The organism is Jiangella mangrovi (genome assembly GCF_014204975.1).
Classification (GTDB): Bacteria; Actinomycetota; Actinomycetes; order Jiangellales; family Jiangellaceae; genus Jiangella; species Jiangella mangrovi.
Window position 1 is genome coordinate 4,576,562 of record NZ_JACHMM010000001.1, and the last position, 14,269, is coordinate 4,590,830.

A 14,269-nucleotide genomic window follows, 5' to 3' on the forward strand; every position below is an offset into this window, starting at 1 on the left:
GACGGCGACGGCGTCAGCGGTGCTGCAGGGCGAGCCGCAGCCCGAAACCGACCAGGACGACGCCCGTGACGCGGTCGGCCACGCGCGCGAACCGGGACCGTCCGAGCGTGCGCGCCATGAATCCGGCACCGGTGATGACGAACGCGAACCAGGCCATTCCGATGAGGTTGTGCACGACGGCGAGCAGAATTCCCATGAGCAGCGGCGAGGTGCCGTCGGGAATGAACTGCGGAATGGTCGCCACATAGAACACCCCGATCTTCGGATTGAGGATGTTCGTGCCCAGTCCGGTCAGCCACGAGACCCACAGCGACCCGCGGTCGACATCCGGCACCCCGTCCGGCCCCGAAACAGCATCGTCAGAGCCGTCCTGCCGCCGGAAGCTCGACCACAGCAGGTGCGCGCCCAGCCCGACCAGGTACACCGCCCCGGCGGCCGCGACGCCCCAGGCCAGGCAGCCGGCGCCGATGCCTGGGAGGGGGCTGACCGCGAGGTCCCTACGCGTCGGCAAGACCCGCAAGGGAGAGGAAGAACAGAGCGGCGGCGACGGCGTGCCCGCGGCCGCGGCTGACGGCGGCGCGGAGCACCAGGGCGGTGTCGAGCCCGGGGATGACGGTGAGGAGGGCGGCGACGACGGAGAACGAGAGCAGTGCCTGTCCGATGGTCACGGACCAGCCTAACCCGGCCGGAAACGGGCCAAAGACACCACCGCGACCGCCGCGATTTTACTCGCCGTCACAACGGAAGAACAAGACTGTTCGTGATCGACGGTTTCGGTTACGGTCCGAACCAATGTCGCTGCGGACATTCGGCGAACCAAGAGAATCGAGGCCGCCCATGAATCACGAGGCCCCTCTCCAGCACATCCAGACGTTCTGCGGCAATTGCGACTGCGGTTGCCCCGAACTGTTCCTGGACCACAACGCTCCCCCGGAACGCAGAGTCGTCATCACCGACGACTTCGGCCAGCGCGTGCAGATGAGCCTGGCGCAGTTCCGCACCATCGTCGAGTCGGCCAAGGACGGCCAGCTGGACGAGGTGCTGCTGCCGGCCAACGCCTGAGCGGCGGCCGGCAGCAGTTCCCGTCAGTGGTACGCCGGCGCGACCTTGCCGACGGCGTCGCCGATGCGGTGCACCCGCATGGCGTTGGTCGAGCCGGGGATGCCGGGAGGCGAGCCGGCCACGATGATGACGAGGTCGCCACGGCGGCACCGCTCCTGCTCGAGCAGCATGCGGTCGACCTGCTTGACCATCTCGTCGGTGTGGTCGACGTGCTCGGCGGTGAACGCCTCGATGCCCCACGACAGCGCCAGCTGGTGCCGGGTGGCGCTCAGCGGGCTGAACGCCAGCAGCGGGATGTCGGGACGCAGCCGGGCCATGCGCCGGGCGGAGTCGCCGCTCTGCGTGAACGCGACCAGGTACTTCGCACCCAGCAGGGCACCGGTCTCGACCGCGGCCTTGGTGATGGCGCCGCCCTTGGTGCGGGGCTGGGTGCCCAGCGGCGGGATGCGCTCGAGGCCGTGCTCCTCGACCGTCTCGACGATCTTCGCCATGGTGGCGACGGTCTCGATGGGATAGGCGCCCACGCTGGTCTCGCCGGACAGCATGACGGCGTCGGCTCCGTCGAGGACGGCGTTGGCGACGTCGGAGGTCTCGGCGCGGGTGGGCCGCGGGTTGGTGATCATGGAGTCGAGCATCTGGGTGGCGACGATGACCGGCTTGGCCCGGCGCCGGCAGAGCTCGACGGCGCGCTTCTGCACCAGCGGGACGTCCCACAGGGGCAGCTCGACGCCGAGGTCGCCGCGGGCGACCATGACGCCGTCGAACGCGTCGACGATCTCGGCGAGGTTCTCGACCGCCTGCGGCTTCTCGACCTTGGCGATGACCGGCAGCCGGACGCCCTCTTCGGCCATGATGCGGTGGACGTCGTCGACGTCGGCGGCGGACCGGACGAACGACAGGGCGATCATGTCGGCGCCGATGCGCAGCCCCCACCGCAGGTCCTCGATGTCCTTCTCGGACAGCGCCGGCACGCTGACGGCGGTGCCGGGGAGGTTCAGGCCCTTGTGGTTGGAGACCTTGCCGCCGATGACGACCGTGGTCACGACGTCGGTGTCGGTGACCTCGGTGACCTCGAGCGACAGCCGGCCGTCGTCGACGAGCACGGAGTCGCCGGCCTTCACGTCGCCGGGCAGGCCCTTGTACGTGGTGGAGGCGCGCTCGGCCGTGCCGTCGACGTCCTCGACGGTGATGGTGAAGGTCTGGCCGACCTCGAGCTCCGCCGAGCCGCCGGCGAACTCGCCCAGCCGGATCTTCGGGCCCTGGAGGTCGACGAGGACGCCCACGTTGCGCTCGGCCTCAGTAGCCGCCTTGCGCACCCGGAGGTACCGCTCCTCGTGTTCCGCGTGGCTCCCGTGACTGAGGTTGAACCGCGCGACGTCCATGCCGACGTCGATCAGTTCCCGCAGCCGCTCCGGCGAGTCGGTCGCTGGACCAAGAGTGCAAACAATCTTCGCTCTACGCACGTCCGCCAACACTAGTCGTCATCGGGCTCACACCGCGAGCGGACGGTCGGTGGGCGAGACCGGCGACGGGAGCCGGTCGACCCCCGTCAGCTTCCGGTCGACGGCGGCGGCCACCGAGCGGCCCTCCGCGATCGCCCACACGATGAGGGACTGGCCGCGGCCGGCGTCGCCGGCCACGAAGACGCCCGGGACCGTGGTCTCGAACGACTCGTCGCGCACGATGTTGCCCCGCGCGTCGAGGTCGACGCCGAGCTGCTCGACCAGCGCCGACTTCTCCGGCCCGACGAAGCCCATGGCCAGCAGGACGAGGTCGGCCGGCAGGTCGCGCTCGCTGCCGGGCACCGGCTCGAAGCCCGACGACGTCCGCTCGACCTCGACCAGCCGCAGCGTCGTCACCTTGCCCTCGGAGCCGGTGAACTCGAGCGTGGAGACGGCGTAGACGCGCTCGCCGCCCTCCTCGTGGGCGCTGGACGTGCGCAGCAGCAGCGGCCACATGGGCCACGGCGTCGACACGTGCCGACTGCCCGGGGGCTCCGGCATGATCTCGAGTTGCGTGACCGACGCCGCGCCCTGCCGGTGCGCGGTGCCCAGGCAGTCGGCGCCGGTGTCGCCGCCGCCGATGATGACGACGTGCTTGCCCTCGGCCGTGATCTGGCCGGGGACGGCTTCGCCGAGCGCGACGCGGTTGGCCTGCGGGAGGTACTCCATGGCCTGGTGGACGCCGTCGAGCTCGCGGCCCGGGATCGGCAGGTCGCGCCAGTCGGTGGCGCCCACGGCCAGCACGACGGCGTCGTAGCGGGCCCGCAGCTCCTTGCCGGTGAGGGTGGCTCCGACCTCGACGCCGGTGCGGAAGATGGTGCCCTCGGCCCGCATCTGGTCCAGCCGGCGGTCGAGGTGCTTCTTCTCCATCTTGAACTCGGGGATGCCGTAGCGCAGCAGCCCGCCCGCGCGGTCGGCCCGCTCGTAGACGGCAACGGTGTGCCCGGCGCGGGTCAGCTGCTGGGCGACGGCGAGCCCGGCCGGGCCGGAGCCGATGACGGCCACCGTCCGGTCGGTCAGCCGCTCCGGCGGCAGCGGCGCCACCCAGCCCTCGTCGAACGCCTTGTCGATGATCGACACCTCGACGTTCTTGATGGTGACGGCGTCGTCGGCGATGGCGACCACGCAGGCCGCCTCGCACGGCGCCGGGCACAGCCGCCCGGTGAACTCCGGGAAGTTGTTCGTGGCGTGCAGCCGCTCGGCCGCCACCTTCCAGTCGTCGCGCCAGACGAGGTCGTTCCACTCGGGGATGAGGTTGCCCAGCGGGCAGCCGTGGTGGCAGAACGGGATGCCGCAGTCCATGCAGCGCCCGGCCTGCTCGACGATGATCGGCAGCAGGGTGCGGCCGATGCCCGGTGCAGGGTAGACCTCGTTCCAGTCGCGCAGCCGCTCCTCGACCGGGCGCGGTGTTGCGCCCTGCCGCGGGGTCTTCAGGAAGCCTCGTGGGTCAGCCATGCGCCGCCTCCATGATCGCGACGTCGACATCGCGTCCATCGCGCTCGGCGGCGGCCTTGGCGGCGAGCACTCGCTTGTAGTCCGTGGGCATGATGAGCGAGAACCGGGCCTGGGCCAGCGCCCAGTCGGCCAGCAGCTCCTCGGCGACGGCCGAGCCGGTCTCGTCGCGGTACTTCTGGATGACGGCGTGCAGCTGCGTCAGCGCGCCGGCGTCGGGGGTCTCGACCTCGACCATGTCGGGGTTCACCTGGCTGGTGTCGAGGTCGAGGATGAACGCCGTCCCGCCGGACATGCCGGCCGCGATGTTGCGTCCGGTGCGGCCCAGGATGACGACGGTGCCGCCCGTCATGTACTCGAGCGCGTGGTCGCCGACGCCCTCGACGACGGCGGTGGCGCCGGAGTTGCGGACGCAGAACCGCTCGCCCACCACGCCGCGGACGAACAGCTCGCCGCCGGTGGCGCCGTAGGCGGCGACGTTGCCGGCGATGATGTTCTCTTCGGCCGCGAACGGCGCCGCGCGGTCGGGGCGGACGACGACCCGGCCGCCTGACAGCCCCTTGGCGAGGTAGTCGTTCACGTCGCCCTCGAGCCGCAGCGTGACACCGGCCGGCAGGAACGCGCCGAACGACTGCCCGGCCGAGCCGGTGAACGTGACGTCGATGGTGTCGTCGGGCAGACCCGCGCCGCCGGTGCGCTTCGTGACCTCGTGGCCGAGCATGGTGCCGACCGTGCGGTTGACGTTGCGCACCTCGAGGCGCATCTGCACCGGCTCGCCGTGCTCGAGCGCGTCGGTGGCCAGCGTGATGAGCTGGTTGTCCAGCGCCTTCTCGAGGCCGTGGTCCTGGCCGACGACCTGCCGCCGGGCGGCGCCATCGGGCAGCTCCGGCACGTGCAGGATGGGCGAGAGGTCGAGCCCGGCCGCCTTCCAGTGGCCGACGGCCGCCTCGGTGTCGAGCAGGTCGGCCCGGCCGATGGCCTCGTCGAGACTGCGGAAGCCCAGCTCGGCCAGGTACTCGCGGACCTCTTCGGCGATGTACTCGAAGAAGTTCACGATGAACTCGGGCCGGCCGGTGAACTTCTTGCGCAGCTCGGGGTTCTGCGTCGCGACGCCCACGGGGCAGGTGTCGAGGTGGCAGACCCGCATCATGATGCAGCCCGACACCACCAGCGGCGCCGTCGCGAACCCGTACTCCTCCGCACCCAGCAGCGCCGCGACGACGACGTCGCGGCCGGTCTTGAGCTGGCCGTCGGTCTGCACAACGATGCGGTCGCGCAGGCCGTTGAGCAGCAGCGTCTGCTGCGTCTCGGCCAGGCCCAGCTCCCACGGGCCGCCGGCGTGCTTCAGGCTGGTCAGCGGCGCGGCGCCGGTGCCGCCGTCGTGCCCGGAGATGAGCACGACGTCGGCGTGCGCCTTCGAGACGCCCGCGGCGACCGTGCCGACCCCGACCTCGGCCACCAGCTTCACGTGGATGCGCGCGGCCGGGTTGGCGTTCTTGAGGTCGTGGATGAGCTGCTTGAGGTCCTCGATGGAGTAGATGTCGTGGTGCGGCGGCGGCGAGATGAGGCCGACGCCCGGGGTGGAGTGCCGGGTGCGGGCCACCCACGGGTACACCTTGTGGCCGGGCAGCTGGCCGCCCTCGCCGGGCTTCGCGCCCTGCGCCATCTTGATCTGGATGTCGTCGGCGTTGGAGAGGTAGTCCGACGTCACGCCGAACCGGCCGCTGGCCACCTGCTTGATGGCGCTGCGCCGCTCGGGGTCGTGCAGCCGGTCGGTGTCCTCGCCGCCCTCGCCGGTGTTCGACTTGGCGCCGAGCCGGTTCATGGCGATCGCCAGGGTCTCGTGCGCCTCCTTGCTGATGGAGCCGTACGACATGGCGCCGGTGGAGAAGCGCCGCACGATGGCCGAGACCGGCTCGACCTCGTCGAGCGGGACGGGCGGGCGCTCGCCGGTCCTCAGCGTGAACAGCCCGCGCAGCGTCATGAGCCGCGACGACTGCTCGTTCACCTGCCGGGTGTACTGCTTGAAGACGTCGTAGCGGCCGGCCCGGGTGGAGTGCTGCAGCCGGAAGACCGTCTCGGGGTCGAACAGGTGCGGTTCGCCCTCGCGGCGCCACTGGTACTCGCCGCCGACCTCGAGCTTGCGGTGCCGGGTGGCGCTGCCGCCGCGCGGGTAGGCCCGGGCGTGGCGGCGGCGGACCTCTTCGGCGACGGCGTCGAGGCCGATGCCGCCCAGGCGCGACGTGGTGCCGGTGAAGTGCCGGTCGACGACGTCCTTGGCCAGGCCGACCGCCTCGAAGATCTGCGCGCCGGTGTAGGACGCGACCGTCGAGACGCCCATCTTGCTCATGACCTTCAACACGCCCTTGCCGAGCGCCTTGATGAGGTTGGCGACGGCCTTCTCGGGGCTGACGTCCGGGAGCAGCGTGCCCTGGCGGACGAGGTCCTCGACGCTCTCCATGGCGAGGTACGGGTTGACCGCGCCGGCGCCGTAGCCGATGAGGAGCGCCACGTGGTGCACCTCGCGGACGTCGCCGGCCTCGATGACCAGGCCGACCATGGTGCGGCTCTTCTCGCGGATGAGGTGGTGGTGCACCGCGGACGTGAGCAGCAGCGACGGGATGGGCGCCAGCGTGGTGTCGGAGTGGCGGTCGGACAGCACGATGATGCGCGCGCCGGCCTCGATGGCCTTCGAGGCCTCGGCGCAGATCTCCGCCAGCCGCCTGCCGAGCTCCGCTCCCCCGCCCGCGACGTCGTACAGGCCGCGGATGACGTGCGTGGCGTAGCCGGGCAGGTTGCCGTCGCGGTTGATGTGGATGATCTTGGCGAGTTGATCGTTGTCGATGACCGGGAACGGCAGCACGAGCTGGCGGCACGACGCCGGGCCGGGGTCGAGCAGATTGCCCTCGGGACCGATGGTGCCGGCCAGCGACGTCACCAGCTCTTCGCGGATGGCGTCGAGCGGCGGGTTCGTGACCTGCGCGAACAGCTGCGAGAAGTAGTCGAACAGCAGCCGCGGCCGGTTCGACAGCGCCGCGATGGGCGTATCGGTGCCCATCGATCCGATGGGCTCGGCCCCGGCCTTGGCCATGGGCGCGAGCAGCAGCCGCAGCTCTTCCTCGGTGTAGCCGAAGGTCTGCTGGCGACGGGTGACGCTGGCGTGGGTGTGCACGACGTGCTCGCGCTCGGGGAGGTCGCCGAGGCGGATGAGGCCGGCGTGCAGCCACTCGCCGTACGGCTCCTGCGCCGCGAGGTCGTCCATGACCTCGTCGTCGTCCATGACCTTGTGGCCGTCGACGTCGACGAGGAACATGCGGCCCGGCTCGAGCCGGCCCTTGCGCACGACGGTGGCGGGGTCGAGCTCGAGCACCCCGGCCTCCGACGCCAGCACGACGAGGCCGTCGTCGGTGATCCAGTAGCGGCCCGGGCGCAGGCCGTTGCGGTCGAGCACCGCGCCGACCAGGCTGCCGTCGGTGAAGACGACCGCGGCCGGGCCGTCCCACGGCTCCATGATGGTGCTGTGGAACTCGAAGAAGTCGCGTCGCGCCTTCGGGATGCCCTGGTGGTTCTCCCACGCCTCGGGGATCATCATGCGCACCGCGTGCGGCAGGCTCCGCCCGCCCAGGTGCAGCAGCTCGAGCACCTCGTCGAAGCTGGCGGAGTCGCTGCCGTCGGGCGCGATGACGGGGTACAGCCGCGACAGGTCGCCGCCGATGACCTCGCTGGCCAGCTCGGACTCGCGGGCGCGCATCCAGTTGCGGTTGCCCTGGACGGTGTTGATCTCGCCGTTGTGCGCGACGAAGCGGTACGGGTGCGCCAGCGGCCAGCTCGGGAACGTGTTCGTCGAGAACCGCGAGTGCACGACGGCGATGGCCGAAGCCAGCCGCTCGTCGGACAGGTCCGGGAAGAACGGCTCCAGCTGGCCGGTGGTCAGCATGCCTTTGTAGACGATGGTGCGCGACGACAGGCTCGGGAAGTACGCCCCGGCCGAACGCTCGAGCCGCTTGCGCAGGGCGAACGCCTTGCGGTCGAGCTCGATGCCACTGGTGCGCGCGTCGTCGATGTCGGCGACGAACAGCTGCCGGATGCGCGGCAGCGTCGAGCGCGCCGTCGCCCCCAGCAGGCCGGGCGTGGTGGGCACCTCGCGCCAGGCGAGGACCGTCAGCCCCTCCTCGGCGGCGTAGCGCGCCGTGGCCTCGACGACCTGCGCGTCCTGCGCGTCGTCGTCGGGGATGAAGACCAGCCCGGTGGCGTAGTGCCCCGCGGCGGGAAGCTCGACGCCGGCGACCGCCCGGCAGAACGCGTCGGGGACCTGGAGCAGGATGCCGGCGCCGTCGCCGGAGTCGGGCTCGGCGCCCGAGGCGCCCCGGTGGTCGAGATTGCTCAGGGCGGTCAGCCCGCGATCGACGATGGCGCGGCTGGCCACGCCGTCGAGCGTGGCCACGAAGGCCACCCCGCAGGCGTCGTGTTCGAACTTCGGGTCGTACAGGCCCTGAGTGGCGGGCGTGAGGCGCATGGCACTCCCGTCGTCGCAGACTGGCGGCGGGTGCAGGGACGGCGCTGGCCCGTGCTTGAGTTTCGTGGAGATTACAACACTTCGGCCGTTGTGTGTTGTGGCGTCTCTCCATGATATCGACGCGCGGGCCGCTCACCACCGGAGAGAACCCGCTCACGACCATCGGATCGTCCGCCGATGACCGGTCGTTGCCGCAGATCGTCAGGTCAGCGGACTGTCGGACCGGGACAAATACGTTGACGTCCACGCACCTGTGAAGGTGGCCACCCCGGGCGTGGCGTCAGCGGTTCGTGGCCGTTTCGTGACGTAACCAACCGCCGCGATCGTGTGGGACCCACCCCAGGGAGCGTCTGACGGATCTCCGGGCGCCGCGGACCGGACGAGCGTGGACGCTCGCCCGCCTCACACGGTGACCGCGTCGCTACGTGTGAGATCGCTGCGTGATCGGCGTGAAGGAGCTGTGGTCGGAGCGACAGTATCGCCACACCGATCCCGCAGAGATCTCACACTGATGCGATTCGGGCGACGTCAGCTGCCGGGCGCGGGGGTGCCGGTGGAGTCGGCGGCGGGCGCGTCGGCCGGCGGCTCGGCGGGCGCGGCCTTCTTGGCGGGCGCCTTCTTGGCCGCCGCGGGGGCCTTCTTGGCCGCCGCGGTGGTGGCCTTCTTCGTCGCGGTCTTCTTGGCGGCGGTGGTCTTCGACGCGGCGGGCGTCTTCTTGGCGGTCGTGGTCTTCGCGGTCGTCTTGGCCGGAGCCGTGGCGGCGGCGGCCGTCGTCTTCTTCGCCGGGGCCTTCTTCGCCGTGGTGGTCTTCTTCGCCGCGGTCTTCGTGGCGACGGCCGCCGGCGCCGGCTCGTCGGCCTTCTCCTCAGCCGGCTTCGCCTCGGTCTCGGGCTTCTCGCCGTCGGGCTTCTCGGTGTCGGGCTTCTCGCCGTCGGCGGCGGCCGCCGAGCTCACGCCGTCGCCGTCGTCGTCATCGTCGTCGGGGAGGGTGAGGGGCGCCTCGTCGCCGTCCTTCGCCTTGTCCTCGTCGAACGGGTCGGGCTCGTCGTAGAAGCCGCGCAGCGTCTCGGGGTCCTCGCGGCCGGGGTGCTTCTTGAGCGACCAGAAGAAGTACGCGACGGCCGCCACGAAGATGATGCCGGACACCCACAGGTTGACCCGGATGCCGAAGACGTCGTTGGCGGGGTCGATGCGCAGGTACTCCCAGAAGCCGCGGCCCAGCGTGTAGCCGGCGACGTACAGCGCGAACAGCCGGCCGAAGCCGATCGCGTAGCGCTTGTCGAGCCACATGAGCAGGAACGCCAGGCCCACCGCCCAGAGCGACTCGTAGAGGAACGTCGGGTGGAACGTGGCGACGTCGGCGTAGCCGGCCGGGCGGTTGACGGGGTCGATCTCTAGACCCCACGGGAGGTCCGTCGGCTTGCCGAAGAGCTCCTGGTTGAACCAGTTGCCCCACCGGCCGACGGCCTGCGCGAGCAGGATGCCCGGCGCCAGGGCGTCGGCCATGGCCGCGAACGGCACGCCGCGACGCCGGCAGGCGATCCACACACCCAGGCCGCCCATGGCGATGGCGCCCCAGATGCCCAGGCCGCCCTCCCAGATGCGCAGCGCCTGCCAGGGGTCGCGACCCTCGCGGAAGTACAGCTGGTTGTCGGTGATGACGTGGTAGAGCCGTCCGCCGATGATGCCGAACGGCACCGCCCACACCGCGACGTCGGCGACCACGCCGGCCTCGCCGCCACGGGCGAGCCAGCGCTTGTTGCCGACCCAGATCGCCAGCACGATGCCGGCCATGATGCACAGGGCGTAGGCCCTCAGCTCGAAGCCGCCGATGTCCCAGGAACCGCTGCTGGGGCTCGGAATGGAGGCGGGCAGCACCATGGCCGGAGTCGCGATCACAGGCGAACCGTACCGGACCAGTCGGAGTAGTACATCACCGCGGTGTGCTCCATTTCACTGGGCGCCTGATTGCAGAGCCACCGGCGCGTTCTCCGGGCGGCGGGCCGCTGGGCGCGGGGCCACCCTCGCACTCACTGTGTAGCGGACGGGTTCGGAGTCTCGCCCGCGGGCGGCGTGGCCGGCGGGGTGGCCGGGGCCGTCCCGGTGGCGTCAGGCGCCGGCGTGGCGAGGCTGCCACCAGCGGCGACGGTGGCGACGGCGGCCTGGATGCCCTCGGGCGTCCACTGGCTGGCGTCGAGCAGCTCGCCGTTGACGAACACCGTCGGGGTGCCCTCGACCTGGTGGTCGCGCGCCGTGTTCGGCACCGCGGCCGCCCAGTCCTCGAACTCGTCGTCGCGGACGCAGCCCTCGTAGTCGCCGCCGATGCCGACCTGCTCGCCGAGGTCGACCAGCGAGCTGGTGGACCACTGGGTGCCCTGGGCGGCGAACGCCGCGTCCTTGAACTCCGTGCCCATGCCCTCCTGGGAGGCGCAGGCGAAGGCGTTGTTGGCCCGCCGGGAGTACACGCCGCCGGTGTAGTCGAGCGGGTGGTAGACGATGTTCGCCTCGCCGGAGTCGACCAGCGCCTGGATCGCGCTGCCGTTGGCGCCCTCGAAGTCGCGGCAGTGCGGGCAGAGGAAGTCCATCCAGTAGTCGATGGTGACCGGCGCGTCCGCGGTGCCGGTGAGCACGCCCTGGCCGTCGCCGTCGATCTGCAGGCCGTTGCCGGTGCCGGCGGCGTCGGGAACGCTGATCGGGCCGTCGTCGCCGCCGCGGCTGGCCGCCACGGCCACCGCGATGATCGCGACCGCGGCAACGATGGCGATGGCGACGCCGTACTTCATCAACCGCTCGCGCCGCTTCTCCTGGCGCGCCTGCTCTTCGCGCATGGCCTTGATGCGCTCGCGGGCCTCGGCCTTCTTGCTGCTCATCGCTGGGCTTCCTTCGACACGAGTCGGGTCACGGGGATTGACGAGGGTACAACTTCATTGAGTACGACGGGAGTTCCGGATCGGGGTGTCACGATGTCGTCACGGCCCCTTCGACGGTCGCGCGGAAGTCCGCGGCGCTGAGGCCGGCCGGATTCTCCAGCGGCTCGCCGTTCAGCAGCACCGACGGGGTTGCCTCGAGGCCTTCGTCGCGGAAGGCGTCGAGGACGTGCCGGCCCCAGTCGGAGTAGGTGCCGTCGCGGACGCACGACTCGAAGACGGCGTCGTCGAGCCCCACCGCTTGGCCGGCCGCGAGCAGGTCGTCGGTGGTGTAGCCGCCGGTGCGTTCGGGCGGCTGGTTCGCGAACAGCTCCGTGAGGTACTCGACCGGCCGGCCGGCGTCGACGGCGCAGCCGAACGCGTTGCTGGCGCGGTCGGACTCCTCGCCGAGGAACGCCGCGGGGTGGTAGACCACGCGGGCCGTTCCGGCGGCGACCAGCTCCTCGAGCACGGGACCGTTCTCGGCCTCGAACTGGCCGCAGAACGGGCACTGGAAGTCGAACCAGTAGTCGACGGTGACAGGCGCCGACTCGTCGCCGACGGCGACCCCGGTGCCGCCGTCGACGGTGCCCGAGGGGATGGCGCCGGTGCCCTCGGGACCGTCGGACGACCGGTTGACCAGCACGATCGCGATGACGGCGATGACGACCAGGATGCCGACGGAGATGCCGGCCCGCAGGAACCGCTCGCGGCGGCGCTCGGCCAGGGCCTTGGCCTCGGCCTCCTTGCGCAGCGCCGCCGCGCGCTCCCGGGCGGCTTCCCGCTTGCTGGCCATCAGCGCGTCCGCACTCCCCCGGCGAGGTCGGCGGCCAGCTCGGCGACGGCGGCGACCCCGGCCGCGGGGTCGGCGGCGTCGAGCAGCCGGCGCACGAACGCGGACCCGGCGACGACGCCGTCGGCGTAGGCCGCGATCTCGGCGGCCTGAGCGGCCGTGGAGACCCCCAGCCCGACGGCGACCGGCAGCTCCGTGGTCGCCTTCGTCCGCTCGACCAGTCCGGCCGCGGCGTCGCCGACCTGCTCGCGGGTGCCCGTGACGCCCATGACGGAGGTCGCGTAGACGAAGCCGCGGCAGGCCGCCGTCGTCATGGCGATGCGCTCAGGGGTCGACGACGGCGCCACCAGGAAGACGGTGTCGAGACCGTGCTCGCGAGCCGCCGGGATCCAGGAGTCGTCGGCGTCGGGCGTGAGGTCGGGCGTGATGACGCCGGAGCCCCCGGCCGCGGCGAGGTCGCGCGCGAACGCGGCGGCGCCGTAGCGGTCGAGCGGGTTCCAGTACGACATGACGACGGCCGGCGCGCCGGTGGCGGCGACCGCCTCGACCACGCGCAGGACGTCCTTCGTGGTGGTGCCGGCCCGCAGCGCGGCGTCGACGGCGGCCTGGATGACCGGACCGTCGATGAGCGGGTCGCTGTAGGGCAGTCCGACCTCGACGATGTCGACGCCGGCCTCGATCATGGCCGTCAGCGCCGCTATGGAGCCGTCGACGGACGGGTACCCGGCGGGCAGGTAGCCGACCAGCGCGGACCGGCCCTCAGCACGCGCCTTCTCGAACGCGACCGTCGTGCTCACGGCGCGACCTCCCCGGACTCGTCCATGATGCCGAACCACTTGGCGGCGGTGTCGACGTCCTTGTCGCCGCGCCCGGACAGGTTCACCAGGATCGTGGCGTCGGGCCCGAGCCGCTCGCCCAGCCGCCGGGCGCCGGCCAGCGCGTGCGAGCTCTCGATGGCCGGGATGATGCCCTCAGTGCGGCAGAGCAGCCGGAACGCCTCCATGGCGTCGGCGTCGTCGACCGGCTCGTACGTCGCCCGCCCGATGTCCTTCAGCCACGAGTGCTCCGGGCCGACGCCGGGGTAGTCGAGGCCGGCGGAGATGGAGTGCGACTCGATGGTCTGGCCCATCTCGTCCTGCAGCAGGTACGACCGGGCGCCGTGCAGCACGCCCGGCGTGCCGGCCGTGATCGTCGCGGCGTGCCGGCCGGTGCTGACGCCGTCGCCGCCCGCCTCGAAGCCGTACAGCGCGACGTCGGCGTCGTCGATGAAGGCGTGGAAGATGCCGATGGCGTTGGAGCCGCCGCCCACGCAGGCCGCGACCGCGTCGGGTAGCTTGCCGGTCAGCTCGAGCACCTGCTCGCGCGCCTCGACCCCGATGATGCGCTGCAGGTCGCGCACGAGCGTCGGGAACGGGTGCGGCCCGGCGACGGTGCCGAAGACGTAGTTGGTGGTGGCGACGTTGGTGACCCAGTCGCGCAGCGCCTCGTTGATGGCGTCCTTGAGCGTGCGCGAGCCGGTCTTCACCGGAACGACGGTGGCGCCGAGGAGCTCCATGCGGGCGACGTTGAGCGCCTGGCGGCGGGTGTCCTCCTCGCCCATGTAGATGACGCAGTCGAGGCCCATGAGCGCGGCCGCGGTGGCCGTGGCGACGCCGTGCTGGCCGGCCCCGGTCTCGGCGATGACCCGCTGCTTGCCGATGCGCTTGGTGAGCAGCGCCTGGCCCAGCACGTTGTTGATCTTGTGCGAGCCGGTGTGGTTGAGGTCCTCGCGCTTGAGCAGGATGCGCGCGCCGTGGGCCGCCTGCTCGCCGAACCGGGCCGCCTCGGTGACGGGCGTCGGCCGGCCGGTGTACGTGGTGAGCAGGTGGGTGAGCTCGGCCTGGAACGCGGGGTCCTGGCGGGCCGCCGTGTACTCGCGGTCGAGCTCGTCGAGCGCCGCGATCAGCGCCTCCGGGACGTAGCGGCCGCCGTAGGGGCCGAACCGGCCGGGCCGGTCGTCGTGACCAGCGGCAAGGACGTGCCCGTGGTCGGGCATGGT

11 protein-coding genes are annotated in these 14,269 nt (G+C 71.7%); 1 reads left to right on the plus strand and 10 read right to left on the minus strand.

What is annotated here, in order from left to right; genetic code table 11:
- Window positions 1-13: 13 nt before the first annotated feature.
- Complete coding sequence (locus tag HD601_RS21185; RefSeq protein WP_221441179.1) at window positions 14-511, minus strand: LysE family translocator; 498 nt, start codon at window positions 509-511, stop codon at window positions 14-16.
- A complete protein-coding gene (locus HD601_RS33150) occupies window positions 498-668 on the minus strand; it encodes a hypothetical protein (protein ID WP_221441180.1) in 171 nt (56 codons plus the stop codon). Before HD601_RS33150 ends, HD601_RS21185 begins: the two co-directional genes overlap by 14 nt.
- 169 nt (window positions 669-837) lie before the next feature.
- Between HD601_RS33150 and HD601_RS21190 the strand changes: the two genes are divergently transcribed.
- On the plus strand, window positions 838-1,062 hold the full coding sequence (locus HD601_RS21190) for a P-loop NTPase family protein (RefSeq protein WP_184825201.1): 225 nt from the start codon (window positions 838-840) through the stop codon (window positions 1,060-1,062).
- 23 nt (window positions 1,063-1,085) lie between these two features.
- On the opposite strand, the gene pyk is transcribed toward HD601_RS21190, so the two are convergent.
- The 8 genes from pyk to trpB all read right to left on the minus strand — a co-directional run bounded on the left by pyk (window position 1,086) and on the right by trpB (window position 14,266).
- A complete protein-coding gene (gene pyk, locus HD601_RS21195; protein ID WP_184825203.1) occupies window positions 1,086-2,525 on the minus strand; it encodes a pyruvate kinase in 1,440 nt (479 codons plus the stop codon).
- A 27-nt stretch (window positions 2,526-2,552) separates the two neighbouring features.
- Window positions 2,553-4,019, minus strand: a complete 1,467-nt coding sequence (locus HD601_RS21200) for a glutamate synthase subunit beta (protein ID WP_184825204.1) — start codon at window positions 4,017-4,019, stop codon at window positions 2,553-2,555.
- Window positions 4,012-8,532: a glutamate synthase large subunit gene (gene gltB, locus HD601_RS21205; RefSeq protein ID WP_184825206.1), complete on the minus strand. Its 4,521-nt coding sequence runs from the start codon at window positions 8,530-8,532 to the stop codon at window positions 4,012-4,014. The genes HD601_RS21200 and gltB overlap by 8 nt, the downstream gene beginning before the upstream one ends.
- Before the next feature lie 528 nt (window positions 8,533-9,060).
- On the minus strand, window positions 9,061-10,431 hold the full coding sequence (lgt, locus tag HD601_RS21210; RefSeq protein ID WP_221441182.1) for a prolipoprotein diacylglyceryl transferase: 1,371 nt from the start codon (window positions 10,429-10,431) through the stop codon (window positions 9,061-9,063).
- A 131-nt stretch (window positions 10,432-10,562) separates the two neighbouring features.
- Window positions 10,563-11,402 carry a DsbA family protein gene (locus tag HD601_RS21215; protein WP_184825208.1) on the minus strand — a complete coding sequence of 280 codons (840 nt, stop codon included), beginning with the start codon at window positions 11,400-11,402 and terminating at the stop codon, window positions 10,563-10,565.
- An 88-nt stretch (window positions 11,403-11,490) separates the two neighbouring features.
- Window positions 11,491-12,234, minus strand: coding sequence for a DsbA family protein (locus HD601_RS21220; protein WP_184825210.1), 744 nt, complete (start codon window positions 12,232-12,234; stop codon window positions 11,491-11,493).
- Window positions 12,234-13,028 carry a tryptophan synthase subunit alpha gene (gene trpA / locus HD601_RS21225; RefSeq protein ID WP_184825212.1) on the minus strand — a complete coding sequence of 265 codons (795 nt, stop codon included), beginning with the start codon at window positions 13,026-13,028 and terminating at the stop codon, window positions 12,234-12,236. The genes HD601_RS21220 and trpA overlap by 1 nt, the downstream gene beginning before the upstream one ends.
- On the minus strand, window positions 13,025-14,266 hold the full coding sequence (trpB, locus tag HD601_RS21230) for a tryptophan synthase subunit beta (protein WP_184830104.1): 1,242 nt from the start codon (window positions 14,264-14,266) through the stop codon (window positions 13,025-13,027). The genes trpA and trpB overlap by 4 nt, the downstream gene beginning before the upstream one ends.
- Window positions 14,267-14,269: the final 3 nt, after the last annotated feature.

Bases quoted from the DNA above. Each gene is read 5' to 3' on its own strand.
- HD601_RS21215 (WP_184825208.1), bottom strand. From the start codon at position 11,402: ATGAGCAGCAAGAAGGCCGAGGCCCGCGAGCGCATCAAGGCCATGCGC.
- trpB (WP_184830104.1), bottom strand. From the start codon at position 14,266: ATGCCCGACCACGGGCACGTCCTTGCCGCTGGTCACGACGACCGGCCC.
- HD601_RS21200 (WP_184825204.1), bottom strand. From the start codon at position 4,019: ATGGCTGACCCACGAGGCTTCCTGAAGACCCCGCGGCAGGGCGCAACA.
- gltB (WP_184825206.1), bottom strand. From the start codon at position 8,532: ATGCGCCTCACGCCCGCCACTCAGGGCCTGTACGACCCGAAGTTCGAA.
- HD601_RS21220 (WP_184825210.1), bottom strand. From the start codon at position 12,234: ATGGCCAGCAAGCGGGAAGCCGCCCGGGAGCGCGCGGCGGCGCTGCGC.
- HD601_RS21190 (WP_184825201.1), top strand. From the start codon at position 838: ATGAATCACGAGGCCCCTCTCCAGCACATCCAGACGTTCTGCGGCAAT.